The organism is Novosphingobium sp. (assembly GCF_032093395.1).
Classification (GTDB): domain Bacteria; phylum Pseudomonadota; class Alphaproteobacteria; order Sphingomonadales; family Sphingomonadaceae; genus Novosphingobium.
Window position 1 is genome coordinate 21,164 of record NZ_DAMDBA010000026.1, and the last position, 26,266, is coordinate 47,429.

Annotated in this window: 27 protein-coding genes and 1 other RNA gene; 10 read left to right on the forward strand and 18 right to left on the reverse strand. The window is 64.9% G+C overall.

The annotated features are described in order from the left end of the window. From RT424_RS10965 to RT424_RS10990, 6 genes are all read right to left on the reverse strand, one after another. A partial coding sequence (locus RT424_RS10965) for an amidase (RefSeq protein WP_313437661.1) occupies positions 1 to 946 on the reverse strand: 946 nt, incomplete at its 3' end. After that, positions 946 to 1,248, reverse strand: a complete 303-nt coding sequence (gene gatC / locus RT424_RS10970; RefSeq protein ID WP_021234714.1) for an Asp-tRNA(Asn)/Glu-tRNA(Gln) amidotransferase subunit GatC — start codon at positions 1,246 to 1,248, stop codon at positions 946 to 948. The genes RT424_RS10965 and gatC, both read right to left, overlap by 1 nt. 126 nt (positions 1,249 to 1,374) lie before the next feature. Then, positions 1,375 to 1,908 carry an FKBP-type peptidyl-prolyl cis-trans isomerase gene (locus RT424_RS10975; RefSeq protein ID WP_313437664.1) on the reverse strand — a complete coding sequence of 178 codons (534 nt, stop codon included), beginning with the start codon at positions 1,906 to 1,908 and terminating at the stop codon, positions 1,375 to 1,377. Positions 1,909 to 1,937: 29 nt separating this feature from the next. After that, complete coding sequence (locus tag RT424_RS10980) at positions 1,938 to 2,528, reverse strand: FKBP-type peptidyl-prolyl cis-trans isomerase (RefSeq protein WP_313437667.1); 591 nt, start codon at positions 2,526 to 2,528, stop codon at positions 1,938 to 1,940. 261 nt (positions 2,529 to 2,789) lie between these two features. Further along, positions 2,790 to 2,996, reverse strand: a complete 207-nt coding sequence (rpsU, locus tag RT424_RS10985; protein ID WP_007688176.1) for a 30S ribosomal protein S21 — start codon at positions 2,994 to 2,996, stop codon at positions 2,790 to 2,792. Positions 2,997 to 3,231: 235 nt separating this feature from the next. After that, the gene (locus RT424_RS10990) at positions 3,232 to 3,876 is read right to left on the reverse strand and encodes a hypothetical protein (protein WP_313437678.1); all 645 of its coding nucleotides are present in this window, start codon (positions 3,874 to 3,876) and stop codon (positions 3,232 to 3,234) included. A 115-nt stretch (positions 3,877 to 3,991) separates the two neighbouring features. Between RT424_RS10990 and crcB the strand changes: the two genes are divergently transcribed. The 5 genes from crcB to RT424_RS11015 are packed head-to-tail and all read left to right on the forward strand — an operon-like array spanning position 3,992 to position 7,251. Next, a complete protein-coding gene (crcB, locus tag RT424_RS10995; RefSeq protein WP_313437680.1) occupies positions 3,992 to 4,402 on the forward strand; it encodes a fluoride efflux transporter CrcB in 411 nt (136 codons plus the stop codon). Continuing rightward, the gene (locus RT424_RS11000; RefSeq protein ID WP_313437683.1) at positions 4,399 to 5,679 is read left to right on the forward strand and encodes an RluA family pseudouridine synthase; all 1,281 of its coding nucleotides are present in this window, start codon (positions 4,399 to 4,401) and stop codon (positions 5,677 to 5,679) included. The genes crcB and RT424_RS11000 overlap by 4 nt, the downstream gene beginning before the upstream one ends. A gap of 8 nt (positions 5,680 to 5,687) precedes the next feature. Then, positions 5,688 to 6,338 (forward strand): HAD-IA family hydrolase, encoded by a 651-nt coding sequence (locus RT424_RS11005; RefSeq protein ID WP_313437686.1) that lies wholly within the window; start codon positions 5,688 to 5,690, stop codon positions 6,336 to 6,338. After that, positions 6,335 to 6,544 carry a hypothetical protein gene (locus RT424_RS11010; protein ID WP_313437689.1) on the forward strand — a complete coding sequence of 70 codons (210 nt, stop codon included), beginning with the start codon at positions 6,335 to 6,337 and terminating at the stop codon, positions 6,542 to 6,544. Before RT424_RS11005 ends, RT424_RS11010 begins: the two co-directional genes overlap by 4 nt. Continuing rightward, positions 6,541 to 7,251: an ATP12 family protein gene (locus RT424_RS11015; RefSeq protein WP_313437691.1), complete on the forward strand. Its 711-nt coding sequence runs from the start codon at positions 6,541 to 6,543 to the stop codon at positions 7,249 to 7,251. Before RT424_RS11010 ends, RT424_RS11015 begins: the two co-directional genes overlap by 4 nt. Before the next feature lie 191 nt (positions 7,252 to 7,442). Here the strand turns inward: RT424_RS11015 and RT424_RS11020 are convergent, their stop codons facing one another. The 4 genes from RT424_RS11020 to RT424_RS11035 are packed head-to-tail and all read right to left on the reverse strand — an operon-like array spanning position 7,443 to position 11,080. Further along, a complete protein-coding gene (locus RT424_RS11020) occupies positions 7,443 to 8,102 on the reverse strand; it encodes an ABC transporter (RefSeq protein ID WP_313437694.1) in 660 nt (219 codons plus the stop codon). A gap of 11 nt (positions 8,103 to 8,113) precedes the next feature. Next, positions 8,114 to 9,052, reverse strand: a complete 939-nt coding sequence (locus tag RT424_RS11025; RefSeq protein WP_313437696.1) for an MlaD family protein — start codon at positions 9,050 to 9,052, stop codon at positions 8,114 to 8,116. 10 nt (positions 9,053 to 9,062) lie between these two features. After that, entirely contained in the window at positions 9,063 to 9,968 is a 906-nt protein-coding gene (locus RT424_RS11030) for an ATP-binding cassette domain-containing protein (RefSeq protein WP_313437699.1), read from the reverse strand. Further along, complete coding sequence (locus RT424_RS11035) at positions 9,965 to 11,080, reverse strand: ABC transporter permease (protein WP_313437702.1); 1,116 nt, start codon at positions 11,078 to 11,080, stop codon at positions 9,965 to 9,967. Before RT424_RS11035 ends, RT424_RS11030 begins: the two co-directional genes overlap by 4 nt. Positions 11,081 to 11,249: 169 nt before the next feature. Between RT424_RS11035 and RT424_RS11040 the strand changes: the two genes are divergently transcribed. From RT424_RS11040 to RT424_RS11050, 3 genes are all read left to right on the forward strand, one after another. Beyond that, positions 11,250 to 13,907, forward strand: a complete 2,658-nt coding sequence (locus tag RT424_RS11040; protein ID WP_313437749.1) for a valine--tRNA ligase — start codon at positions 11,250 to 11,252, stop codon at positions 13,905 to 13,907. 366 nt (positions 13,908 to 14,273) lie between these two features. Next, complete coding sequence (locus RT424_RS11045) at positions 14,274 to 15,020, forward strand: 7-carboxy-7-deazaguanine synthase QueE (RefSeq protein WP_313437704.1); 747 nt, start codon at positions 14,274 to 14,276, stop codon at positions 15,018 to 15,020. A gap of 7 nt (positions 15,021 to 15,027) precedes the next feature. Next, a complete protein-coding gene (locus tag RT424_RS11050) occupies positions 15,028 to 16,458 on the forward strand; it encodes an MATE family efflux transporter (RefSeq protein WP_313437707.1) in 1,431 nt (476 codons plus the stop codon). Between the two features lie 36 nt (positions 16,459 to 16,494). On the opposite strand, the gene RT424_RS11055 is transcribed toward RT424_RS11050, so the two are convergent. The 6 genes from RT424_RS11055 to RT424_RS11080 all read right to left on the reverse strand — a co-directional run bounded on the left by RT424_RS11055 (position 16,495) and on the right by RT424_RS11080 (position 23,167). Further along, positions 16,495 to 18,150, reverse strand: coding sequence for an ATP-binding protein (locus RT424_RS11055; protein ID WP_409521474.1), 1,656 nt, complete (start codon positions 18,148 to 18,150; stop codon positions 16,495 to 16,497). 79 nt (positions 18,151 to 18,229) lie between these two features. Further along, positions 18,230 to 18,994, reverse strand: coding sequence for a TIGR02186 family protein (locus RT424_RS11060; RefSeq protein ID WP_313437709.1), 765 nt, complete (start codon positions 18,992 to 18,994; stop codon positions 18,230 to 18,232). Then, the gene (locus RT424_RS11065; protein WP_313437712.1) at positions 18,991 to 19,905 is read right to left on the reverse strand and encodes a sulfite exporter TauE/SafE family protein; all 915 of its coding nucleotides are present in this window, start codon (positions 19,903 to 19,905) and stop codon (positions 18,991 to 18,993) included. The genes RT424_RS11060 and RT424_RS11065 overlap by 4 nt, the downstream gene beginning before the upstream one ends. 47 nt (positions 19,906 to 19,952) lie before the next feature. Next, the gene (locus RT424_RS11070) at positions 19,953 to 21,146 is read right to left on the reverse strand and encodes a hypothetical protein (protein ID WP_313437715.1); all 1,194 of its coding nucleotides are present in this window, start codon (positions 21,144 to 21,146) and stop codon (positions 19,953 to 19,955) included. Next, positions 21,143 to 22,588: a glycosyl transferase family protein gene (locus tag RT424_RS11075; protein ID WP_313437718.1), complete on the reverse strand. Its 1,446-nt coding sequence runs from the start codon at positions 22,586 to 22,588 to the stop codon at positions 21,143 to 21,145. The genes RT424_RS11070 and RT424_RS11075 overlap by 4 nt, the downstream gene beginning before the upstream one ends. A 150-nt stretch (positions 22,589 to 22,738) precedes the next feature. Beyond that, positions 22,739 to 23,167 carry a VOC family protein gene (locus RT424_RS11080; RefSeq protein ID WP_313437721.1) on the reverse strand — a complete coding sequence of 143 codons (429 nt, stop codon included), beginning with the start codon at positions 23,165 to 23,167 and terminating at the stop codon, positions 22,739 to 22,741. A 95-nt stretch (positions 23,168 to 23,262) separates the two neighbouring features. On the opposite strand from RT424_RS11080, the gene RT424_RS11085 reads away from it, so the two are divergent. Together RT424_RS11085 and RT424_RS11090 are read left to right on the forward strand one after the other, a co-directional pair. Then, positions 23,263 to 24,018, forward strand: coding sequence for an SIMPL domain-containing protein (locus tag RT424_RS11085; RefSeq protein ID WP_313437723.1), 756 nt, complete (start codon positions 23,263 to 23,265; stop codon positions 24,016 to 24,018). Positions 24,019 to 24,114: 96 nt separating this feature from the next. Further along, the gene (locus RT424_RS11090) at positions 24,115 to 24,942 is read left to right on the forward strand and encodes a metallophosphoesterase (RefSeq protein WP_313437726.1); all 828 of its coding nucleotides are present in this window, start codon (positions 24,115 to 24,117) and stop codon (positions 24,940 to 24,942) included. A gap of 151 nt (positions 24,943 to 25,093) precedes the next feature. Here RT424_RS11090 and rnpB read toward each other — a convergent pair. Together rnpB and RT424_RS11100 are read right to left on the reverse strand one after the other, a co-directional pair. Then, positions 25,094 to 25,536: RNase P RNA component class A (gene rnpB, locus RT424_RS11095), an RNA gene on the reverse strand. A gap of 9 nt (positions 25,537 to 25,545) precedes the next feature. After that, complete coding sequence (locus RT424_RS11100; RefSeq protein WP_313437728.1) at positions 25,546 to 26,250, reverse strand: N-acetylmuramoyl-L-alanine amidase; 705 nt, start codon at positions 26,248 to 26,250, stop codon at positions 25,546 to 25,548. Positions 26,251 to 26,266: the final 16 nt, after the last annotated feature.

Below are 26,266 nucleotides of genomic sequence, written 5' to 3' on the forward strand. Positions count from 1 at the left end.
AAGTCGGCAGCGCGTACTTGGTGTGCGGCAGCGAGATCTCGACGATCTCCGCGCCTGCATCCTTGAGCCAGGCAATGCCGTCGTCCCACGACTTCGACACGTCTTCGTCCAGGCCATCGACGCGGTATTCCTTGGGAATGCCGACCTTCTTGCCCTTCATGTCACCCGAGAGCGCGGCTTCCCAGTTCGGCACCGGCAGGTCGAGGCTGGTCGAATCCTTGGCGTCGAAACCGGCCATGGCTTCGAGCATGATCGCGCAGTCCTGCACCGAGCGGGCCATCGGGCCCGCCTGATCGAGCGAGCTGGCGAAGGCCACGACGCCCCAGCGCGAGCAGCGGCCGTAAGTCGGCTTGATGCCGGTGGTGCCGGTGAAGGCGGCGGGCTGGCGGATCGAGCCGCCGGTGTCCGTGCCGGTCGCCGCCGGGCAAAGCCGCGCGGCGAGAGCCGACGACGAACCGCCCGAGGAACCGCCGGGCGCGAGGGCGGCATTGCCGCCGTCATTGCGCTTCCACGGCGAGATCACGTTGCCGAAGTAGCTGGTTTCGTTGGACGAGCCCATCGCGAACTGGTCGAGGTTCAGCTTACCCAACATGCCCGCGCCGGCATCCCACAGCTTCTGCGAGACGGTCGATTCGTACTGCGGCTTGAAGCCTTCCAGCATGTGGCTGGCGGCGGTGGTCTGCACGTCGAAAGTGGCGAACAGGTCCTTCATGCCGATCGGCACGCCACCCATCTTGCCCAGAGCCTCGCCCTTGGCGCGCTTGGCGTCGGTGGCCCGCGCGGCCTCGATCGCCTTTTCGGGCGTGGCGATGATGAAGGCGTTCAGCGCTTCCTGCGCGGCAGCGACGTTCGCGTTGAACGCTTCGGCCACTTCGACGGCGGAGAAATCGCCATTCGCAACGCCGTCGCGAATCTGCGCGACGCCGAATTCGGTAAGATCAGTCATTATTCGATCACCTTGGGCACGCCGAAGAAGCCGTGTTCGGCGGCGGGAGCATTGGCCAGAACGGCATCGCGCTTGTCGCCGCCGGTCAGCGGATCGGCGTCGATCACGTCGTCGCGCAGACGCAGCGTGTTGGGGATGACGGCGGTCATCGGCTCGACTTGCGAGGTATCGACTTCGCCGAGTTGCTCCACCCAGGCGAGAATGCCGTTGAGTTCGGGGACCATCGCCTCGATTTCAGCCTCGCTCACCTTGATGCGGGCGAGGCTGGCGATCTTCGCAACGGTTGCGGTATCGACCGACATGGCTTTCCTTCAGATTTGACCGGTGGGCTGCGCGCCGCGCCGGAATGTCAGGATCGGGCAGCTAGCACCCGTCCGAATTTGCTTCAAGCGGGGACGCCCCGCAAAGGGAGCGTCCGCCAAAGCGCATTACTGGCCGGTTTGCGCCGGTTGCGCCTGTTCAGCGCCCTGTTGCGCCCCTTGCTGCTGGGCGATCATCGCGTCCAGCTCGGCCTGGGTCTTGAAGTCCAGCAGGGTCACTTCGAAGACGAGATCCGAATTGGGCGGGATCGGTCCGCCGCCCTCTGCGCCGTAAGCCAGTTCCGAGGGGATTTCGAGGCGATAGGAACCGCCGCGCTGCATTTGAATAAGGCCATCCGCGAATCCCGGAACCACGCTGCCGACCGCCATCGGCATCTGCTCGTTCTGGTCGAACACGGTGCCGTCCTTGAGCATGCCCTTGTAATTCACCAGCACGTAATCCTCGCGGGTGGGCCTGGCGCCCTCCCCCGCCTTGAGTGCGGTGACGGTTACCTTGCGGGCGGGAACGGCGGGAGTCACGGCCGGAGCCGCTCCTGCCGCCGCCGCCGGCTTGTCCTGCGCGGCGAACGAAGTCGCCGGCAGAACGAGCGCGAGCGCGAGAAGCGCGCCGGAAGCCCCATGGATCATTTTCGGGCCGATCATCTTTGCGCGGATCATCTGGGCGGGAGCGATCAGCGGGCCGGACCTTCGGCTCCGGGCATGGCCGCCCCGCCCGGGATGGCTGCGCCGCCAGGGATGGCTGCGCCGCCCGGAACGCCAGCACCCGGTGCGCCGCCGCCCTGCATCTGCATCTGCTGAAGCTGCTGCATCATGCGCTGCTGCTGTTCGATCTCCGCGCGGCTCTTGAAATCGAGCAGCTCGATCTGGAAGTTCAGGTCGGTATTGGCGGGGATCTGGCCCACGGCCTTGTCGCCGTAAGCAAGCTTGGCGGGGATCTCGACATCGTACTTGCCGCCGCGCTGCATCTTCACGAGCGCCTTGGAAAAGCCGGGGATCACCTCGTTCAGCGCCATCGGCACCTGCTGCGCCTGGTCGAACACCTTACCGTCCGGCAGCGTGCCCTTGTAGTTGATGAGCACCACATCGGCCACCGTGGGCGATTCGCCCGAACCGGCCGTCAGCGTCTTCACATGAACCTGCGGCGGCAGGGCGGCATAGGCCACGCCGCCGGCGGCCAGTGCAACGGCGACAACGCCGAGCCAGATCTTGCCCAGCGAGCCCTTGGCAATCGGCTGCAACGGAACGCGCGTGATCTCAGTCATGGTCTAGGGCCTCGTTCGGGTTCGCCCGGCGTCAGCAACGTACGGCAGATGCACAAAGGGCGCGGATGGATTTCCGCGCCCTCATGGCTCAAGCCGGAGCGGTGTTCAAGCCGCAAGCCGAGCAATTCAACATGTGCCAATCACAATCGTGCCTGCATTGGTTTCAGGACTGCGATCATGATTGCAGCGCGGCGCCTTAGTCTTCGCTGAGGCGAAGTATCCGGTACCGCTGCCCCGCCCGGAAGCGGGGCCGACGTCGCCTTACTTGGCGCCGTCACGCTCCATGCGCTTGCGCTCAAGCTTGCGAGCGCGGCGAACGGCGGCAGCCTTTTCGCGAGCGCGCTTTTCCGAGGGCTTCTCGTAGTGACGACGCAGCTTCATTTCGCGATAGACGCCTTCACGCTGCAGCTTCTTCTTGAGAGCCCGAAGAGCCTGATCGACGTTATTGTCGCGAACGAGAATCTGCATAAACCGACACACCTCACAAATCGAAGGTACGAATTCCGCATTCCGACGCGGAAGGCACCTTGAAAGAAAACACGTAAATGCGCCGAATCCCTTATCGGGGTCGGCTCGAAGTTGGGGGCCGCTAGCACTGCCAGCGCGGGAAGGCAAGCAATCTTGGCCGATTTCTTGGCCGGGAATGCGCCCTCCACCGGGTACGAAGCCCCGATGGAGAGCAGTTATACACCGATCCGCGTCGTCAGGCCAGTTGATCGACGATCAGGCCGGATGCCGCGACGCCGGCCGAGCTCACCGCCGAGGCCGTGTAGGTCACGCCCTCGGCCTGTTGTGCCTGGAGGTTTTCGAGGAATGCCTGGAGAGCCGCCAGGGCGGCCTCTGCCTCCTCGGATTCTTCGGCCTCGTCGGATTCTTCAGTTTCCGTGGAGTCGGTTTCATCCGTCTCCTCGGCTTCCTGCGCGGGCGAAGCGCCCGGCGGCGGGCCACCCACGCCGCGAGGACCGCCGGCCCCACCTGCTCCACCTGGACCGCCTGCTCCACCCGGCCCACCTTCGCCCGACTCGCCAGCCGCCGAAGGTGCACCTTGCGAAGGCCCTTGCGCGAACAGCGACTGGAGCGCGCTGGCCTGCTCTTGCGTCAGGTCGCCACTCTCGACCTGATCGGAAATCAGGGAATCGATCCGCTCCTTCATCTGCGAGGGGTCGAGTCGACTGCCGGAAGTATCCGCATCGAGAGACGCGTCGATCGAATCGAGAGCCGATTCCAGCACCGAAGCATCGGTATCGCTGATCGAACCGTTGCCCACGGCCGTGGCGATCTTGTCGTCCATGTCCTGGCGCGGATTGAAAAGAGCGCTCAGCGCGCTTGTGGAAGATGATATCTGCATCATTATGTCTCCTTGCGGAGTGGGGTCGCACCCAAACACCCTTATAGACGGGCGATGGGATACCCGGTCGGACGGAACGATTGGAAATCCGTGCATTCGCGGCTAAGGCGGCGCGATGCCCCAACCATCCTTCCTTGCCGCGTCGACCCTCGTCGCGCTGGGCGGCGGCCTAGGGTCCTGGCTTCGGTATCTTACCGGAACGGCCTGGACCATGCTGCTCGGCCCTGCCCGCGCCGGCGCCTTCCCTTACGGCACACTGACCGTCAACGTGCTCGGAAGCTTCGCCATGGGCCTGCTCGCCGGGTGGCTGCTGTCACGCGGAGGGGCAGGCGAGAATGCGCGCCTGCTGATCGGCGTCGGTGTGCTCGGCGGCTTTACTACCTTTTCCTCGTTCAGCCTCGATACCGTGGCCCTCGTTTCGCGCGGGCAGGTCGGTCTTGCGGCTTTCTATGTCGCGATCTCACTGATCGCGGGCTTCGCCGCGCTGTTCGCCGGCCTTTCCATCACGAAGGGAGTCGCCGCATGAGCCGCGACAATTCAGATACCGTCCGCCAGTTCACCGTCGGCCGCGACGATAACGACATTCGCCTGGACCGCTGGTTCAAGCGCCACCTCCCCGACGTGGGCTTCGCGATGGTTTCGCGCTGGGCGCGCACCGGCCAGATTCGCGTCGACGGCAAGCGCGCCGATGTCGACACCCGCCTCGCCGCAGGGCAGGTCCTGCGCGTACCGCCCGGCGGCGAAGCGAAGCCTGGACTGGGCGGATCGCGCCCGCGCCGCGAATTGACCGAAGCCGAGATCGAACTCGCCGATTCGATGGTCCTGACCCAGGACCGTTCGGCCATCGTGCTGAACAAGCCCCCCGGCCTCGCCACCCAGGGCGGTTCCGGCATGAAGGAGCATGTCGACGGCCTGCTCGACGCCTATTCCGAAAAGGGCCCGCGTCCCCGCCTGGTCCATCGCCTAGACAAGGACACCTCGGGCGTCCTGCTGGTCGCCCGCACGCCGGGCAGCGCCGCGTTCTTCTCCAAGCGCTTCTCCGGGCGCACGGCCAAGAAGATCTACTGGGCGCTGGTGGTCGGCGTTCCCAGCATCAACGACGGCATGATCGAACTGCCGCTCGCCAAGCAGCCCGGCACGGGCGGTGAGAAGATGCACGTCGACGAGGAAGGCGGCCAGTCGGCCAAGACCCGCTACCGCGTGCTCGATCGCGCCGGCAACCGCGCCGCCTGGGTCGAACTGCACCCGATGACCGGCCGCACCCACCAGCTGCGCGTCCATATGGCGGCAATCGGCCACCCGATCGTCGGCGACGGCAAGTATGGCGGGCAGGAAGCGTTCCTGTCCGGCACGATCAGCCGCAAGATGCACCTTCACGCACGCCGCCTGATCATCGAGCATCCGGACGGCGTTCCGCTGGACGTCACCGCCCCCTTGCCCGAGCACTTCGCCAACTCCCTGGCCTCGCTCGGCTTCGACGAGGCTGACGGCGCAGACCTGCCCGAATCCGCGCCGGAATTCACCAAGGACGACGAGAAGCGCGCTGCCAAGGCCCACGCCAAGCAGTACCGCAAGGAGCGGCGCGGCGAACGCCGCTCGCGCCGCGACGGCGCTTCCGAGCGGCCCGGTTCACGCGGCAAGCCTTCGGGCAAGGGCCCCGGAAAGCCTGGCGCCAAGCCGGGTGCCAAGCCGGTTCGCGCGGGTGCCCGACCGGGAACGAAGCCCGGCGCCAAGCCCGGCGCAAGGCCCGGCACACGCAAACCCGCTGGCAGTGGTCCGTCCGGCCCACGAGGCAAGCGTTGAGCAGTGCGATGAAGCTTGCCGTCTTCGATTGCGACGGCACCCTCGTCGACGGCCAGGCACCGATCTGCGAGGCGATGGAGGCGAGCTTCGCCGCTTTCGGTCTCGTCGCGCCATCGCGCGGGCTGATTCGGCGTGCGGTAGGGCTCTCGCTGCCCCAGGCGATCCAGCAGCTTCTGCCGGACAGCGACGCAGCGCAGCAGGATGCCATGGCCGAAGCCTACAAGGTGGCGTTCCGGCAGGCCCGCGACGAAGGCCGCGTCTCGCAGCCGCTGTTTCCGGGTATCGAGGACTGCCTGCGCACCCTTCACGCGCGCGGCTGGACGCTCGGCGTCGCCACCGGCATGTCCGATCGCGGCCTGACGCACTGCCTTGCCGCGAATGGCATCGCGGACCTTTTCGTCACGCTGCAAACCGCCGATCGCCACCCCTCCAAGCCTCACCCGGCCATGCTGGAGGAAGCTCTGATCGAAGCCGGTGCGATGCCCGAAGCCGCCGTCATGATCGGTGACACCGCCTACGACATGAAGATGGCCAGGGCCGCCGGTACCCGCGCTATCGGCGTGGACTGGGGCTATCACCACCCGCGCGAACTGATCGAGGCCGGCGCCGAAAAGGTCGTCGAGGCTCCCAACGAATTGATGGAGTACCTGCTGACGTGAGCGCGAACGATCCTGCCAGATCCCGATTTGCGATCATCCAGCTCGTGCGCATCTTCGGCGTCGCCTGCGTGATCGCGGGCATGGCCATCGGTGCCCGCAAGGTCGACCTGCCGCTGTGGGTCGGCTACCTGCTGATCGCGAACGGACTGATCGACGTTTTCGTGGTGCCGAAGGTTCTCGCGCGTAAATGGCGGAGCCCCCGATGAAGCGGTTCTACAAGGACGCCTCGGTCGGTGAAGTGGCCGATCCCGATAAAGGCAGGCAGTGGCGTGTCCTGCTGGATGGGCGGCCGATCAAGACCGCAGGCGGCCGTCCGCAGGTCGTCTCCACGCAGGCACTCGCCCAGGCGCTGGCCGCCGAATGGGCCGCGCAGGGCGAACAGATCGACGCGCAGTCCTTTCATCTGCGTGACCTCGCCGATTTCGCAATCGATGCCGTGGCGCAGGACCGCACGCAGACGATCCGCGACATCCTGCCTTATGTGGAAACCGACACGCTCTGCTATCGCGGCGATCCCGAGGATGCGCTTTACGAGCGACAGCTTGCGATCTGGGAGCCCCTGCTGGCCGAAGCGGAGACCCGCTACGACGTCCGCTTCGCACGCGTTTCCGGCATCCTCCACAAGCCCCAGCCTGCCGAGACGCTCGCCCGGCTTGAAACCGCGCTTGCAGCCGAGAACGACTTCGTGCTGGCTTCGCTCAAGATGCTCTCCAGCCTCGCCGCATCGTTGGTGATCGCCATGGCCGCGATCCGCCCGGACGCAGACGCCGAAGCGCTGTGGAACGCGGCCAGTCTCGAAGAGGACTGGCAGGTCGAACTCTGGGGCGAAGACTGGGAAGCCGCAGAACGCCGCGCGGCGCGGTTCGAGGCTTTCAAGCTGGCGATCCGCTTGGCGGAGCTGTCGCGGGCTTGAAGTAGGGAAGAACAATGCAGGGGCCATCGCCCCTGCACCCCGTTACTGTCCGCGTAGCACCCTGCACTATCCGGCAGCGCCCCCCTGCATCGGACCGAATGGAATGGCTGCGCCGCAGGGAGCGCAAGACGAATCTGCGCGCGCAAGATCGACATTCCGAGGGTCCGGGGGATCATCCCCCGGTCTTCCCCTTAGTTCTGTTCACCCTTGACCCAGGCCGATACTTCCCGGGCCACCTTGTTGGCCGCATCGTTGACCGCCGGACCGACAGCCGCCGCTTCGGGCTTCACGCCCGGCACCACGGCTTCGAACCGCTTGGTGACGATCGGCCCGCCACGCTCGGTGCGGACCGCATCGAAGCGCACGACGACCGAAGAGGTCGGGACGTCATAGCCCATGTCGAGCAGCCGGCCGCCCACCAGGGTCTTGCCGGTCACTTCGAACTCCACGCCCTCGACTACCAGTTGCCCGGTATCGGCCCGCAGGGTTTCGGCCAGCAACGAGCGGAACTGGCGGCTGGGCTTCTCGATCCAGAACGCATCCTTGAGATAGGACATCGTGGCGGCATCGATCCGCACCGGCATGCGCAGCGCCTCAAGGCTGCGATCCGCTTCCGGATCGAGCACGACGATCGCCTGCGCAATTTCGCCGCTGCGCTGGGATCCCACCGGCGCGCGCGACTCGGGCGAGAGGCGGAACAGCACTTCCGGCGGCTTGGGTGCCAGGCTGATGCAGCCGGAAAGCGCGAAGGCCGCAACGGCCGCCAGGGCGCCGCCGAGGATCGGGGTCTTGTGCCGGAGCTTCATCGCGGTTCCCATCGTCGTTCTCGTGGTCATGGCCGGTTCGTTCATGGCCTGCTCGTTCATGGCTTATAGGTGGGCAGCTTCTGCCCCTTGATGAGCGCGCCCGCGCCCTGTTCGTCGATTTTCTCGGTCACGCTGCGCAGCGCCCTGCTCGTCGCACGCAGATCGCGGATCGCGGCTTCGGCAGCGGGCAGCGTCTGGTTGGAGACCTTGTCGAAGGCAGGCTGCGCATGCTGAAGCGTCTGGTCGAGCGTTTCCATCGACTTCTGCGCCGCGCCCAGTGTGTTGCGGAGCTGCTCGGCCAAGGAATTGCCTTGATCGCCCAGAAGGTTGTCCGCCTTCCCTGCCACGCCTTCGAACGCGACCAGGGTCTTGGTGGCCTGGTTCAGAGTGGCCTGGAGTTCGGCCAGCGTGGCCCTCACTTGCGGGGTAGCGTCCGAAAGATCCTTGGTCATCTTGTCGGTATTCTTGAGGATACCGGTGATGGAACGGCGGTTCTCTTCGGAAAGCAGCAGGTTGAGGTTCTCCGTCAGCGTCGCCAGGCGTTCGAGCAGCAATGGCGCGTTGGAGAGGATTTCACCCAGACCGCCGCGCTTGGTGGGGATCACCGGTACGCCTTCCGGGCCCGGCTCGGTCAGCAACGGAGCGTCCTTCACCGCGCCTTCCAGCTGGATATCGGCAACGCCGGTGAAGCTGCCCTGGATCGTCGCGGTGGTGCCGACGGTCACGGGTACCTTCTTGTCCACGCTGATGCGCACGCGGATGAAGCTGGGATCCTGCGGCCAGAGCTCGATCTGCTTGATCTGGCCCACCGGCACGCCGTTGTAATCCACGCCGGAACCCTTGGCGAGCCCGTCCACCGACTGCTTGAAGAAGATGTCGAATTCGTTGCGCGCGGTGTCGTTGATGCGCGCGATCCAGATGATGAACGCCGCCAGCGTCGCCAGCAGCACCAGCGTGACGGCTCCGACCCATACGTGATTGGCCCGTGTTTCCATGCTGTGTGCCCTATGCCCCGCTTTCGTTGGTGTTCTGGATGGCAGGCCCCTCGGGTGCGGAGCCCTTCTGCGCGACCGGCGCATCTTCCTTCGTCGAAATCTCGTCCCTGGCGCCGAGCGCCGCCCGGCCGCGCGGGCCGTTGAAATACTCCTGGATCCACGGATGGTCGAGCGCCAACAGTTCCGGGATCGTGCCGACCGCGATCACCTGTTTGTCCGCCAGCACCGCCACCCGGTCGCAGATGGCGTGGAGCGTGTCGAGGTCGTGGGTGATCAGGAAGACCGTGAGGCCGAGCGTATCGGCCAGTTCGCGGGTCAGGCCATCGAAGGCGGCGGCGCCGATCGGGTCTAGCCCTGCAGTCGGCTCGTCGAGGAACAAGAGTTCGGGATCGAGCGCGAGCGCGCGGGCCAGGCCGGCGCGCTTCTTCATGCCGCCCGAAAGCTCGTTGGGATACTTGTAGGCAGACTCTTCCGCGAGCCCGGCGAGCCGCACCTTGAACCGCGCGATCTCGGCGCGCAGGCCATCGTCGATCTCGGGATAGAACTGCTTGAGAGGCACTTCCACGTTCTCGCCCACCGTAAGCGTCGAGAACAAGGCGCCGCCCTGGAACAGCACCCCCCACCGCGACCGCAAGTCCCTGCCCTCATCATCGGTGGAGGCACCCATGTGATGCCCCAGCACGGTGATATCTCCGGCAGCGGGCTGCTGGAGGCCGATGATCGAGCGCATCAGCACCGACTTGCCGGTGCCCGAACCGCCGACCACGCCCAGGATTTCTCCCTTGCGCACCTTCAGCGACAGGTTTTCGTGAATGACATGCTCGCCGAAGGCGTTGCGCAGGCCCTCGACCACGATCGGAAACTCATCCGAGGCGGATGCGGCTTGTGGGGATTCCAGAGTTTCGACTTCGCTCATTGCCAGCCGATCTTGGTGAAGAAGATCGCGAAGAAGGCATCGAGCACGATCACGGTGAAGATGGCGGTGACCACCGCCTGCGTGGTGCGCGCGCCGACTTCCTCGGCATTGGAGGTTACCTGCATGCCCTGATAGCAACCCGCGAGCGCCACGATCAGCGCGAAGACGGGGGCCTTGAGCAGGCCCACCCAGACGTCGGTGATCGGCACCACTTCCTGGGTGCGCTGGAGGAAGGTCCAGAACGGAATGTCGAGCGCGAAGTTGGCGATGAAAGCGCCGCCGATGATCGCCAGCACCGTGGAATAGAAGCCCAGCAACGGCATCATCAGCATCGCCGCGAGCACCCGCGGCACCACCAGCGCCTGCATCGGCGAAACGCCGATCGTGCGCATGGCGTCCACTTCCTCGGTCAGCTTCATCGTGCCGATCTGCGCTGCGAAAGCCGAGCCCGAACGGCCCGCGACCATGATCGCAGTCATCAGGATGCCCAGTTCGCGCATGGCGAGCCGGCCGGTGAGGTTGATCGTGTAGATTTCGGCACCGAACTGCGCCAGCTGCACCGCGCCCTGCTGCGCTATGACGATGCCGATGAGGAAGCTCATCAGCCCGATGATCCATAGCGAATTGATGCCCACATGCTGCATGTGATGCACCAGCGCCGTGCCGCGCAGCCTTGAGGGATGGCGAAGGCCGGTGCCAAGCGCGGTGATGAGTTCGCCCAGGAAGCCCAGCATGCGGACCAGCCCATGCCCCCAGTTGACCACGAGATCGCCGAGTTCGCCCACCGTTCGCACGAGCAGCGGCTTCACCGGCTCGATCTCGGGCTCGTCCTCGGGAACTTTGCCGATGGCGGCGAAAAGGCGCTGGGCCTGCTCGCTCTGGCCGACGACTTCGAGATCGTGTTCGCTGGCATAGCGACAGACCAGCCAGGCGCCCGTGGTGTCGATATCGGTGACGCCGGACATGTCGATCCGCGCGAAAGGTCCATGCAGCGCGGCCAGCTTGCCGCCGAGATTACCCAGCGAATGGACGCGCAACGGCCCCTTCAGCGCCACGGTCTGGACGCCATACTGGTCGCTTTCCGACAGAGTGAATTCAGCCCATTCCCGCATGTGCGCTCGTATTGGGGGAAAATGCCTGTACCGGCAAGGGGTTCCCCCGGCACGGCGAAATGACATGTTCGCAACTGCAACCAAATTGGCGGCAACCTCGCTCACCCCCTGCCTGGCATACCGCGCGAAGGCTTGCGATTACCGCGCCGCGCTGGCAAAGCCCCGCGCCATGACCGACACTCCAGAAACCGCGCCCGAAGCCGCTCTCGACAAGACTTTCGACCCCGCCCAGATCGAGGCGAAGTGGTACCAGCATTGGGAAGGCGAAGGGCTGTTCCGCCCCGAGCGCCCGGACGCGCAGCCGTTCACCATCGTGAACCCGCCGCCGAACGTCACCGGCTCGCTCCACATCGGCCACGCGCTGGACAACACGCTGCAGGACATCGTGATCCGTCACGAGCGCCTGAAGGGCAAGGACGCGCTCTGGGTGGTCGGCACCGACCATGCCGGCATCGCCACGCAGATGGTGGTCGAGCGCCAGATGGAGGCGAAGCAGGACAAGCGCGCCAACTACACGCGTGAGCAGTTCATCCAGAAGGTCTGGGAGTGGAAGGCCGAATCCGGCGGCACCATCACCGGCCAGCTGCGCCGCCTGGGCTGCTCGATGGACTGGAGCCGCGAGCAGTTCACGATGGATCCGCATTTCACCAAGGCCGTGGTCAAGGTCTTCGTGGATCTGCACAAGCAGGGCCTGATCTATCGTGACAAGCGCCTGGTGAACTGGGATCCGAAGTTCCGCACCGCCATTTCCGACCTCGAGGTCGAAACGCGCGAGACCAACGGCCACTTCTGGCACATCAAGTATCCGCTGTCGGACGGTTCGGGCCACATCCACGTCGCCACCACCCGCCCGGAAACGATGCTGGCCGACATGGCCGTCGCGGTTAACGCCGAGGACGAGCGCTACAAGGAACTGCTGGCGCGCGGCGCCACCGTCACCCTGCCGCTCACCGGCCGCGAGATTCCGATCGTCGCGGACGAGCACGCCGATCCCGAACTGGGCTCCGGCGCGGTGAAGATCACGCCGGGTCATGACTTCAACGACTTCGAGGTGGGCAAGCGTGCGGGCTTCAAGGCCGGCGACATGCTCAACATGCTCGATGCCGATGCCAAGGTCTGCCAGACGCAGGACGGCCTCGTCCCTGCGCAGTTCATCGGCATGGACCGCTTCGAGGCGCGCAAGGCGATCGTCGAGTGGCTGGAGAACGACGGCCTGCTGGAAAAGGTCGAGGATCGCGTGATCCAGACCCCGTTCGGCGACCGCAGCGGCGTGGTGATCGAACCCTGGCTGACCGATCAGTGGTACGTCGACGCGCAGACGCTGGCCGGCCCGCCGATGGAAGCCGTCCGCTCCGGCGCGATCGAGATCGTTCCCAAGAGCTGGGAAAAGACCTTCTTCAACTGGATGGAAAACATCCAGCCCTGGTGCGTGTCCCGCCAGCTCTGGTGGGGCCACCGCATTCCCGCGTGGTTCAGCGAAGATGGCGAGATTTTCGTCGCCGAAACCGAGGAAGAGGCTCAGGCACAGGCCGGCAACAAGCAGCTGACCCGCGACGAGGACGTGCTGGACACGTGGTTCTCCTCCGCGCTCTGGCCCTTCGCCACGCTCGGCTGGCCTGATGAAGATTCGCCGTTGCTGAAGAAGCACTACCCGAACGACCTCCTCGTTTCCGGCTTCGACATCCTGTTCTTCTGGGATGCGCGCATGGCGATGCAGGGCATTCATTTCATGAAAGAAGTGCCGTGGAAGCGGCTCTACCTCCACGGTCTCGTCCGCGCCGCCGATGGCCAGAAAATGTCGAAGTCCAAGGGCAACGTGGTCGATCCGCTGGGCCTGATCGACAAGTACGGCGCCGATGCGCTGCGCTTCTTCATGGCCGCCATGGAAAGCCAGGGCCGCGACGTGAAGATGGATGAAAAGCGCGTGGAGGGTTATCGCAACTTCGCCACGAAGCTGTGGAACGCCGCGCGTTTCTGCCAGTCCAACGGCATCGTCGCCAGCACCTCGGTCAAGGCGCCCGCAGCCACGTCCGCCGTCAACAAGTGGATCATCGGCGAAGTCGTCGAAACCGTCGCCCTGCTCGACAAGGCCATGGCCGACCTGCGTTTCGACGCGGCTGCCAACGCGATCTACCACTTCGTGTGGAACCAGTTCTGCGACTGGTACATCGAATTGATCAAGGGCAGCTTCGATGAGGAGACCAAGGCCGTCGCCGGCTGGGTGCTCGACCAGATCCTCGTCATGCTCCACCCCTTCATGCCCTTCGTCACCGAAGAGCTGTGGAGCAAGATGGGCACGCGCGATAACGACCTGATCGTCGCCGCCTGGCCCGCACCGGAAGCTTCGGTGGACGCCGAGGCCAAGGCCGAAGTCGAATGGCTGATCGCGCTGATCGGCAACCTGCGCGGCGCCAAGTCCGAACTCGGCATCGCGCCGGGCGCGCGCCTCACCGCCTATGTCGCCGATCCCTCGGACGCGACCCGCGCAGTCATCGGCCGCAACGGCACCGCGATCGACCGTCTCGCGCGTCTCGATGCGATCCACTTCGAGGCTGCTCCCGCCGGTGCCGCCATGCAGGTGGGCGCGGGCGATGCGACCTTGGCGATCCCGCTGGAAGGCGTGATCGACATTGCCGCCGAAAAGGCGCGCCTCGAAAAGGCCATGGCCGCTTCGGTCAAGGAACGGGACTCGCTCGACAAGCGTCTGGGCAACCCGGCCTTCGTCGAGAAGGCCAAGCCCGAGGCCATCGACAAGGCGCGTGCGGATCATGCGCACCACTCGGCCGAAGCGGAGCGTCTGGCTGCGGCGCTGGCGCGGCTGGGATAACGAAAAGGAAACGCAGGGGGTCAACACCCCCTGCACCCCCAATACTGGCGAGGCCGCGCGCGCAGCCACGCCGTGCTCTCCTTGCCGCCGCAGGCTATCTGTCTCCCGGCTCACAATGAGCGCAAAACGGCCAGGCAGGGCGAGACCTCGACATTCTGAGGGTCTGGGGGATCATCCCCCAGGACTTCTCTCTTTTTTCGTTTTCCTACACCGCGCGCATCTGACACTTTTGCGCGCGTGATCTCCCTGCGCTCCTGCACGACACCGGCCGCAAGATGACCCCCCTCGACAGAAGGTGACATTTTCTCCCCTGGACCGTGTAAACTGTGTCAACCACGCTTCATCAAACTGCATTCGAGAATACCCGTGACGCTTGCCCTTGCCACCACCACTCCCGGCGAACCCGAAGTGTTCGCTTCGCTTCAGGGCGAAGGCGCCAGCATGGGGCGGCCCAGCACGTTCGTGCGGCTATCACGCTGCAACCTCGCCTGCGAGTGGTGCGACACCGCCTATACCTGGCGCTTTTCCGGCGATAGCCGTTTCCATCGCGACGAATTGGCGTTCGAGCGCAAGGCCAACCAGGTCATGGCCGAGGAAACCGACGTGGCGCGCATGGTGGCCGACCTTCCGCCCGACCGGCTCGTCATCACCGGCGGCGAACCCCTGCTTCAGGGCGCACAGCTCGCGCGGATGCTGGCGGCGCTCGACGAGGCGCGGCCGGGAATGCATGTCGAGATCGAGACCAACGGTTCGGTCGCGCCGCACGCCGTGCTCGATGCGCGGGTGCAGCAGTATAATGTCAGCCCCAAGCTCTCGCACAGCGGCAATCCCGCGGAACTGGCGCTGGTGCCAGAGCGGCTCGATGCCTGGGCCGCCGATCCGCGCGCCTGGTTCAAGTTCGTGGTGGCGGAACCGGCCGATGTGGAGGAAGTTCGCGTGCTGAAGGATCGTCACGCGATCCCTACCGAGCGGATATTCCTGATGCCGGAAGGCCGCTCCAGCGATGTCATCCGCCAGAGATCGGGTTGGCTATCGGATATCTGCACGCAGGAAGGCTATCGCTTCACCGACCGCCTGCACATCCATATCTGGGGCGATACGCGGGGGACTTGAGGGGTACATGAACGAAGCATCGCCGATACCCGCTGGAGAAACCGAGCCCCAGGAAGCGCCCGCTCCGCAGCAGATGGAACGGATGAAGGGCGACCTCACGCAGGGTCCGATCCTCAAGACCCTGCTGATCTTCTCGATCCCGATGCTGATCTCGAACGTCCTCCAGACGCTCAACGGATCGGTCAACGCGATCTGGGTCGGACGGCTGCTCGGCGAAAGCGCGCTGGCCGCGACGGCCAACGCCAATATCATCATGTTCCTGCTGATCGCACTGGTTTTCGGCTTCGGCATGGCGACCACGGTGCGCGTCGGCCAGCACTTCGGCGCGCGCGATATCGACGCAGCGCGGCGGACGTTCGGTTCCGGCGTCGGCTTCTGTCTCCTGCTCTCGGTGATCTGCGGGCTGGCGGGATGGTTCGGTGCCGAGGCACTGTTGAATGCCCTCGGCACGCCGGGCCAGAGCCGGATCGAGGCGCTGGAATATCTGCGCGTGATCTTCGTGACTCTGCCGCTCGGCTCGCTCTCGCTGATGGTCTCGATGGGCATGCGCGGCGCGGGCGATTCCAAGACGCCGCTCTATGCGATGATCCTGACGGTGGCGCTGGATGTCATTCTCAACCCGCTGCTGATCATCGGCCCCGGCCCCCTGCCCTCACTGGGCATCGCCGGGTCGGCGGCGGCTACGGCCTTCGCGAACTTCGCGGGGTTGGTTTTCCAGCTCTGGACGATCTACCGCAAGGATCTGCCGATGCGGCTGCGCGGCGCGGAACTGGGTTATATGATCCCGCGCGGCAGCGAGCTGCGCTACGTGATCCTCAAGGGCCTGCCGATGGGCGCCCAGATGCTGCTGGTGTCTTCGGCAGGGCTGATCATGGTTGGCCTTGTCAACCGCGAGGGGTTGGACACCGCGGCGGCTTACGGCGCGTCGCTGCAGTTGTGGAACTACCTCCAGATGCCGGCGATGGCGATCGGCTCGGCAGTCAGCGCGATGGTCGCGCAGTCGCTCGGTGCGCACGACCACGGCCGCGTCGGCAAGGTGACGGAGATCGGGCTGCTCACCAACCTGGCGCTCTCCACGCTGCTCGCCGCGCTGATCGTGGTGTTCGACCATCCGCTGCTGGCGCTGTTCCTGGGCAGCGACAGCCCGGCAATGCCAATCGCGCAGCATATCCAGCTGGTCTGCACCGCCTCGTTCGTGATCGTGTCGATCACCATGATCCTCACCGGCACGCTGCGCGCTTATGGCGCGGTCGTGATGCCGCTGATCATCATGTTCCTGGGCCTCTATCCGGGGCGCCTCGGCTTCTACCACCTCGCCTATCCGCTGCTGGGCAGCGAGGCGCTATGGTGGTCCTATCCGGTGGGATCGGCGCTGACGGTGGCGCTGACGCTCGCCTACTACCGTTGGGGCAAGTGGCGCGCGGCCTTCGATCTGTAAGGTTTCTCGGAAATCCGCCTGCGGCGGATTTCGGCGCTACCTTCCCTGCGCGCGCCAACGCTGGACAGTGCGCAGGACCATCTCCTCCTCGCCGCCGGACGCGCTCCACAATTCGGTGAACGAAGGATCGGCGGAGGCCGGCCGCCTGGATTCCTCCAGATCGTCGAACGAGGCGCGGATCGGGATCGCCACGCCTTCGCCGCAGATTACGCATTCGCGATTGCGCAGCGCCGGGATCGAATCGAGGAAGCCTCGCGCGCCTTCCGGCATGGCGGCGCGAACGAAAGCCTGGTCGCGATCGTTGTTGAGACGCATCGCTATGATCGTGCCGCACTGCGAAAGCACGCCTTCGGCAAGGTCCGAGGGGCGCTGCGTAATCAGCCCCAGCGAGATCCCGTACTTGCGCCCCTCCTTGGCGATGCGCGAGAGAATGCGCCCCACCGAGGAACCGTCGGCGTTCTTCTCGCTGGGAACATAGCGATGGGCTTCCTCGCAAACGAGCAGGATCGGCCGCGTCTTCTCCTCGCGCGCCCAGACGGCGAAGTCGAAGACCATGCGGCTTAGCACGGCAACCACGGTGCTGGTGATGTCCGAAGGCACTCCGGAGACATCGATGATCGAAATCGGCCGGCCGCGCGAAGGCAACCGGAACAGCGTTGAAACGAACTCCGCCATCGTATCGCCTACCAACATGCCGGAGAACATGAATTGGTAGCGCGGGTCGCCCTTCAACTCGTCGAGCTTGTTCTTCAGCCGCATGTAGGGCGCGCTGGAATGCCCCTTGTCGAGCTTGCCCATGTGGTTGTTGAGGATATTGGACAAGTCGGACAGCAGATAGGGGATTGGCGAATCGACGGTGATCTTGCCGATCTGTTCGGCCAGACGATTCCTTCCCCGCGCCTCCAGCAGACACTTGCCGAGGATCTCGCAATCGAGTTGTCGCTCATCGCCCCGCGTGGTGACGAGGATTTCGCAATGTTCCTCGAAGTTCATCAGCCAATAGGGCATCTGCAGGTTCGAGACGTCCAGGATCACGCCGGTATTTCGGAAGGCGGCGGCATATTCGCCGTGAGGATCGACCATGATCACGTGGCCTTCGGGCGCCTGCTCGCAAATCCGGTGCAGGATCAGCGCGGCGCTCGTGGACTTGCCGGTGCCGGTCGAGCCGAGCAGAGCGAAATGCTTTCCCAGCAGCGCATCGATGTAGAGCCCGGCGCGAATGTCCTTCGTGGGATAGACGGTGCCGATCTGGATGGTCTGTCGCCCATCGCTGGCATAGACCTGCCGCAGATCATCGGTGCCGGCGGGATAGACCAGAGCGCCCGGCGTCGGATAGCGGGTGACGCCGCGGCGAAAACCATGGATGCGCCCGGTCAGGCGTTCCTCCAGCCCTTCGCCCAGGAAGTCCGCCTCTGCAACGATGCCGCCTGGGACGGTGGAATCGCTTTTCTGGTTGCGGATACTGGCAAGCAGCCACCCTCGACCGACCCGGACCTTGACCTGGCTGCCCACTTGCCCCGCCATGGCGATCGAAGGATCCGCATCCTGCGCGGCTTGATCGAGCCGGTCGAGATCGAAGGCGATACGGGTTCCGGCCCCGGATATTTCGAGGACTACTCCGATGGGCTCATGCGCGGCGTAGCGTCCTGCCTCGCGCTCCATCCCGCCGCCTGCCGTCAGCAATTCGTTCATTGTGCCCCCGAAACACGCTATTTCGAGGGCAGGGGCTAGGCGCTTGCAGTTAATTTCCCGCTAAATGTGCGATGCCGGATCAGCGGAGCGCGAAGAGTCTTCCGGCAAGCCACCCCATGCCGACCGACACCAGCACCGCCAGCAGGCCATAGGCGAAGCCGTAGTTCTCGGAAAAATTCGCAATGGCACGCTCGAACCCCAGCTTGCGCACTTCCACCTGGCTGCTGGCAGAGGCGACCACGCGCCCCTGCGAAACGGCATAAGTCTCGGCGGTGTAGGTGCCGGTGGGCACTTGCGAGGGCAGCCAGATCCGGGCCTGATAGAGCACTTGTTCGCTCACTTTCACGCCCCGCTCTTCCTCCCGGTAAAGGCGGTTGCGGCGATTGAGATCGACGAGACCGTTGGAAAAGCGCGCCTGCTCGGCAGGATCGATGGCGCCGATGGGTGACAGTTGCAGCCACTTCAGGCCAAGTTCGTAGATCGCGGCGGTCTTGTCGTCGACGATGTCCTTGATCGGCCGGGTCGATGCCAGGCCGTAGAAGGAAGGCGCCGAGCGCAATTCGGTACTGTCGGCGTTGATCCAGATCCCTGCCACCTTCTGTTTCTCACGCAGGACGATGGACTGGGTCGGGCCTTTCAGAACGACGACGATGTCGTAGTCCTGTGCGGCGCGCGAGCCTTCGGGCGTCAGGATGGCGCCGAAAAGCAGCAGCTCCGTGCCGGTAAAACCCTGCCGCAAGTCCACTTCGTGCTGGGAAACTTCCGGGACCAGGATCGGATCGCGCGCAGCGCCGAGCAGAACTGCCGCGACAAGCGCGAACGCCGGTGCCAGGGCCCGCTTCACAGCGGCGCGACCGTGTAGATCTCGTCCGGGCGATAGCCGAGGCCGATCGCCATGCGGCCCGCGACCAGAAGGACGATGATCGCAAGCACGAGGCGCAGCTTCACCGGGCTGGCTTTCTGCGCAAACTGTGCGCCAAGCTGCGCGCCCGTGACCGAACCCAGCAGCAGCAGCGAGGCAAGCACGATATCCACCGCATGGGTGGTGATAGAATGCATCATCGTCGTCGCCATGGTCACAAACAGAATCTGGAACAGCGAGGTTCCGACCACCACGTTCGCGCTCATGCCCAGAATGTAGAGCATGGCGGGAACGAGGATGAAACCGCCGCCCACGCCCATCAGCATCGTGAGGATGCCGGTGCCGATGCCCAGCAGCAGCGGTGCCAGGGGGGAAATGTAGAGGCCGGAACGATAGAACCGCCAGCGCAGCGGTAAGCTGGCGACCATGGGATGATGCCGCCGCTTGCGCGCGGCGATCGGCACGCCGGATCGTTCCGCTCGGATGGTCTGGATGCTCTCCTTGGCCATCAGGCCGCCGATCCCGCCCAGCATCAGCACGTAGAGTATGTTGATGACGGTATCGATCTGCCCCAGTCGCTGGAGCAGGCTGAACAGGCCCGCGCCGATGCCGGTGCCGATGATCCCTCCCACCACCATGACGCCCCCCATGTGATAGTCCACGCCGCCGCGCCGCGTGTGAGCGAAGACGCCGGATACGCTGGCGCCGGTCACCTGGCTGGCCGCCGAGGCCGCAGCCACGGTCGGCGGGATCCCGTAGAAGATCATCAGCGGCGTCGTGAGAAAGCCGCCGCCCACGCCGAACATGCCCGAAAGCAGGCCGGTGATCGCGCCCAGGCCAACGATGATGATGCCGTTGACCGAGAGGTTGGCTATGGGGAGATAGACATCCATTCCACCCCTCTCGCTACCGCAGCATCAGCCTCCAGGGAAGGCGGGAATCAGAAACCTGCGGATAGAGTGAGCGCCGGGCCGGATCCGGGATCCGCATCGCCGGCGACCCGGAACCGCCAGTCGGCAGCCACTCTGCCGAAAGCCCTGCGTCCGAGCGGCATGGTCAGCGTGGCCGAAGGCCCCGCATCGAGGCGTCCGGCCCCGTCCTGGGCGCCGCCCCAGACACCGCCGCCCAGCCGCAGTTCCGCCCTGCCCTGGCCCAGTAACTTTCGGTCGGCACGGAACTGTCCATCCGCGAAAGGCGTGGCGAAACGGCCTGCCACATAGCCTGCCTGTGCGTAAGCCTCGCCACGCAAGCCGCCCGGCATCTTGATGTAGGGAAGCTGGGTTACGAGCATGGCGGCGGGCTGAATGCGCGTCGTGCCGCCCTGTTGCGTAAGCTGCGCCTCCACGGCGGCGATCACGGGCACCTTGGGTAAAGGCCGGCCCGAAAGACCCAGTGCCGCCGTCGTCTCGCCGCGCGCCGCGCCCAGGGTCGCAGTCGTTCGCAGGTAGCCGGAAAACTGCCGTGGATCGCCCTGCACCAACCTGTAGCGCACCACTGCGCCGGTTTGGCTGGCACCGTAGGTCGCGGGAAGCGCGCCATTGGTCAGCGGTCCGGAACTACCTTTGCGGACAAGCGCCCAGGCGTCCGACGACCACCGCTTCGGCGGTACGACCGGCAGGGATACCGGCGTCGCGCTGGAAGAGGGATAAGGCTGCGCCGCCAGTTGCCGCAGCGACGGCAGACCTGCGGGAAGGCCTGCTTCCTCGGCCATTCCCAATCCCGGCGTCACCGATGAAGCTCCGGTCGCTTCCGGCGAGCCGGCCAAGCGATAATCCCCGTAGAGCATTGAAGGCGGCGCCCCCTTGAACGGAGCTTGCCGCTCCACCCAAACCGGCACTTTCACATAGACCGGGTACGCACTGCGCACCTCGGAGGCGGGCGGATAGCCGGGGGCGAAGCCGGGTGGTGGGTAAAGGCCCGCGCCTGCAAAGGACAGCGGGCCGGGCATGAAGTCACCCTCGGAGCGGTCCTCCAGGCGGTTCTCATATGTCCCTGACAGAGGTTTCGCATGAACCTTTGCGGCCGGGATCGGCATGGCGATGTCCCAGGCCGATATGCGCCCTCCCATCCAGCCTGCCAGAACGGCCAGCAAAGCGACAAGCGGCTGCCCGCGAAGATGCCGGGTCATGGTCATGCGGCGGCGCCCCCTCCGGCGGCGGGATGGGCATCATGCCGGGTCTTGTCCCAGACGACCTCCCCGCCACGCAGCGTTTTGATATAGGCGGCCAGGGCATCCCGGCCCGCCATGATGGCGATATAGTTCGCCACGGGTATGCGCAGGATCGCCCAAACGCCTTCGACGAATCCGTATTCGCGCCCCGTCAGCAAGGCTCTCAACATGCTGCGCCAGACCAGGCTGAGAAGCCCCGCGCCGATCATCCACTTCAACAGGGGCGGCCCCGGCATCGCCGGTATGTCCCAACCCAGCGCGCGCGGTATGCCCAACATTCCTTCGACGATCACCAGCGCGTAGCTGCCTGCCAGCACGATGGCGGTAAGCGGCCCGCGTCGATCTCTAAGCGCCATCCAGGTGTCGGCCGGCTTGCCTTCCCAACCGAGGCGCTCCCAGCCCTGAAAAGCGATCCCGTGAATCCAGCGCGTCTTCTGCCGTACCGATTCCTTGAGGCGCGCAGGAAAATAGGCGCGTGTGGCGACGAGTTCGCCGTTCTCGTCACGAGCACGCAGGAAACGGGCGCGGCCGCCTTTGCGAGCGACCAGAACGCCCAGTTCGTAATCCTCGGTGAGGCATTCCGCCGCGAATGGCCCCGGGCTGCCTTCCAGTTGCCGGTCGACCGCGATGCGTTCGAGCATGTCCCTGGCAAAGCCGCAGCCTACGCCGGCGGCGGGGATCGCCGCCCCGAGCGCATCGCGCACGACCAGCGATTTGCTGTGCGCTTCGGCGAATTCATCAACATAGTGGCCCCCGATCCATCGCGAGGCGGGTTGCGGCTCGGGTCTCACCGGCAGTTGCACGAAGTCGGCAGAGCAGAGCCCAGCATCGATCACGGCCAGTTCGGCCGCATGAACCATGTCCTCGGAATCGTGAAGGATCACGCATCGGAACCGCCGCCCCGTCATCCGTTCGTCGTCGCAGAGGGCTTGGTAAAGGCGGTTGAGGCAATCGGCCTTGGTCGTGGGCCCGGCACGATCATGGATGACCACCCGCACCCGCGAATCCATGCCCGCCCCTTCCATCGCGGCACAGACCGTGGCCGGATCGTTGCCGTAGCATCCGATGTAGAGCGTGAAATCGTCCTGTTGCCACACCGACAGGGCATGGCGAATCGTATGGCCGATCACCTGCTCTTCCTGCCAGGCCGCAATGAAAACGGCAGCCTTGCCGCGAAGCGGCGCATGGACTTCCCTGCCGGAAATACGCGTGGTCCGCGCGCGCCCGACAAGTCGGAACCAGATCCAGCAACAGTCCACGGCCAGTTCGTCGAAACTGCCGATCAGCACCCAGAAGCCCGCGAAAAGCAGAAGCTCCAGCTCGATAAAGAGCAGGCCGTTCAACGCCTGCGAAGTTAGCTCAACCAGTCCCACCTTAGCCCCCGCCGTGGATCGGATCGACTCCATGCGAGAACAACCGGCACCCCAGAGAGCTACCGGTTGTTCGAGAATTTCATCGTATGGGGCGGACTATTGGCAATGCTTTCGACACGCCAATGAACATGCGTCTATTTCATAAAGTTAACTGACTTGCCTTACGAAACAGGGAGTTCGGCTTTACCAGCTGCCGATGTTGGGCATCGAGGCCCAGGGCTCTGCCGGGTCGAGACGGCCGTCCTGGAGAAGTTCCACGGAGATACCGTCGGGCGTGCGCACGAACGCCATGTGGCCATCCCGCGGCGGGCGATTGATGGTAATGCCCGCGTCGGAAAGGGTCTGGCAGGTCGCGTAGATATCCTCGACCTGGAACGCCAAATGGCCGAAGTTACGGCCACCGGCATATTCCTCGAACGATCCGTCTTCGGCCGGCCAGTTGTAGGTCAATTCCACTTCGGCTTCTTCGCCGGGCGCGGCAAGATAGATCAGCGTGAAGCGCCCCTGATCGCTGGAAAAGCGGCGCGTTTCCTTGAGCCCGATCAGTTCGAAGAAGCGGATCGTGGCGTCTGGATCGGTAACGCGGATCATGGTGTGGAGGTACTTGGTCACGGGAGTATTCCTTCGATTCATCGCAGCTACGGAACGGTTCATCATCGGTACACGCGGCGAGCGACATGTTCCGGAGACTTCAGGGAGAAGCTGCGATGAATGACGATAGCCCAGGCAACCACCGTCGCTCCACCTTCTTCTTGCGCGATCCCGCGAGCCGGGGCCTGCTTGCAGCCTCGACCATCCTGGCCATCGGGCTCGTTGCCGGTGGATATCTGCTGGGAGACGGCATGCGGCGCGCGCATCGTGCCGATCGTTCCGTCACCGTGCGCGGCCTTGCCGAACGCGATGTCACGGCCGACCTCGCGACCTGGACCATCGCCTATTCCTCCAGCGCCGGCGATCTGGCGACGGCGCAAGCCGGCGTGGAAAACGATACCCGCGCCATCCGCACGTTCTTCAGCGAAGTCGGATTTCCCGCCGACGCCTTGCAGCCTACCGGCGCCAACGTCCAGCAGACCAAGGACAACGGCATCGTCAGCTTCACCGTACGCCAGCGCGTGACCTTGCGCACACAGGACGTCAAGCGCGCGCAGGATGCGGTACGGCGCCAGTTCGAGCTCGTGCGGCGCGGCGTCATCCTGGAGGAAGGCTCCGGCATGGCGTTCACCTTCACCCGCCTGAACGACATCAAGCCGCCCATGGTCGCAGCCGCCACCAGGGACGCGCGCGCCTCCGCCGAACAGTTCGCCAAGGACAGCGGCGCGGAAGTCGGCGCGATCAAGAATGCAACCCAGGGTTACTTCACCATAGAAGCGCGCGACGGCGATTCGGGTGGCGGCTGGGGCGTTTCCGACACGCCCTACAAGAAAGTGCGGGTGGTCACGACCGTGGACTTCTATCTCCGATAAGGCCTGGCACAGGCACGATCCGGCTCAAGCGGAACAAGGCAAGCTTCGGTTCCGCTTGTCGGCAACGGCGCGGCTTTCTATAGTTCACGCCACGCAATGCTCGCGAAGATCAGAAACCTCCTCGGCCGCGCTCCCAGCGCCCGCCTTCCCCAACTGCCCGCAGGACAGCGCGTCTACGCTATCGGCGATGTTCATGGGCGCCTGGACCTGTTCGAACGGCTGATCGAGGCCATCGAGCGGGACGATTCCCATCGCGCGCTCCATCCCGCCAACCCCGCACAAGGCAAAGTCAGAAGCCTGATCATCCTGCTGGGCGACCTGATAGATCGCGGACCCAGCAGTGCCGGCGTCCTTGCGCGAGCCCGAGAGCTGGCCGCGGGGAGAGACGTCGAATTCATCCAGGGCAATCACGAGGAGATGCTGCTGGTCTCCCGCGACAAGCTCGACGCATTCCGCAGCTTCCTCAAGTTCGGCGGGCGAGAGACGATCCTGTCCTACGGCATGGATCCGGCATTCGTGCGAGAGGCCGAACTGGATATGCTGCACGGCGCGGCCATGGACGCGATCCCCCAGGAAGACTTCGACTTCATCGACGGTTTCCAGAAGATGATCCGCCTGGGCGACTACGTATTCGTCCATGCCGGGGTAAGACCCGATACGCCGCTGGAAAATCAGCTCGGCCACGACTGCCGGTGGATCCGCGAACCCTTCCTCAGCCACAATGGAGGCTTCGGCGGCTTCGTCATCCACGGCCACACGATCACCGAGGAACCGGATGTACGGGGCAACCGCGTCGGCATCGACACCGGGGCCTACATGCACGGGCGCCTCACCGCGATCGGGCTGGAAGGCAGCGAACGCTGGTTCATCCAGGCGTGCGAAAGCGATGACGGCATAAGCGTGCAGGTTGCGGCGGAGTTTTAAGGATCGTCGTCCCGGACTTGATCCGGGACCGCTGGCCTCGCGTCACCCAACTCTCGGCTAGGCGCTGTTCAGCGAGGTTTCGCCTGAAGAATTGCCAGCGGTCCCGGATCAAGTCCGGGACGACGGTTAACCGTCAGCTTGTTCCAAAAAAAGCACCGGGGAGCCTGTAAGCCGGGTTTTGTACCTGGCGTGGTCTCCCCAAGGAGGGACCTTACGCCGCGGCGGCAGCCATTCCTCTAGGCGACGCATTGCTGCGCCGCTCAAGCGACCAACCCGGGCTGCCTGGGTCCGAAACGAACCCGCCGTTCAAAGACGGCGCGCAGCCCCTATTCGGTCTTGCTCCGAGTGGGGTTTGCCATGCCGCTTTCCGTTACCGGAAGCGCGGTGCGCTCTTACCGCACCCTTTCACCCTTACCTGCCGCAAGGGACGAACCCTGTTGGCGAGGCGGTCTGCTCTCTGTGGCACTTTCCCTAGGCTTCGCCGGGTCTGAAAACCCGACTCGCCCGGCGGGTGTTACCCGCCACCCTTGTTTCGTGGAGCCCGGACTTTCCTCGCGCGCCAAAAATGACGCCCGCGGCTGCCCGGCTCCCCGGTGCGGGCGGTCACGTAGCACGGCCGGCGTCGCGCTCCAACAGCAGTTCCAACAGAATTGCGCCGATTTCGCCGTCGATCTCGCCATCGATCAATTCCGGCCGCCAGCGGCGCTGGAATGCGGTTACGGCTGCCCGCCCATCGGCGATGTCGTATCCGAACCTTTCCAGCGCGAGGTAGAAGGCGCCGGGATTGTCGTAGAAGAGGTTCATCTTCGCGCGTGGAATCTTGAGCGCAAGGCCCAGCTCGCCCAGCCGCGCCCAGTCGAAATATTCGCCGGGATCCTGCTTGCGTGCCGGCGCGATGTCGGAATGACCCACCACATTGCCCCGCGTGATGCCGTTGCGTTTGACGATATCCGCCAGGAGAGGAAGAAGCGCCTCCATCTGCGCTTCCGGGAACGGTCGATAGCCCCATTCATGGCCGGGATTGACGAGTTCGATGCCGATCGAGGCGGAGTTAATATCGGTCACGCCGCGCCAGTAGGATCGCCCGGCATGCCAGGCCCGCTTGCCTTCCGGCACGAGCGAGGTGACCAAGCCCTCCTCATCGATCATGTAATGCGCCGAGACTTCCGCCTTGGGGTCGCACATCCGCTCCAGCGCCTCGGCGGCCGATTTCATGCCCGTGTAGTGCAGCACGACCATCGAGATCGGCAGCTTGCGCTCGTTGAAGTTGGGCGAGACGACGGTCCTGTTGACCAGCCAGCGGTTCATCGTCGTCTCCCGCCCC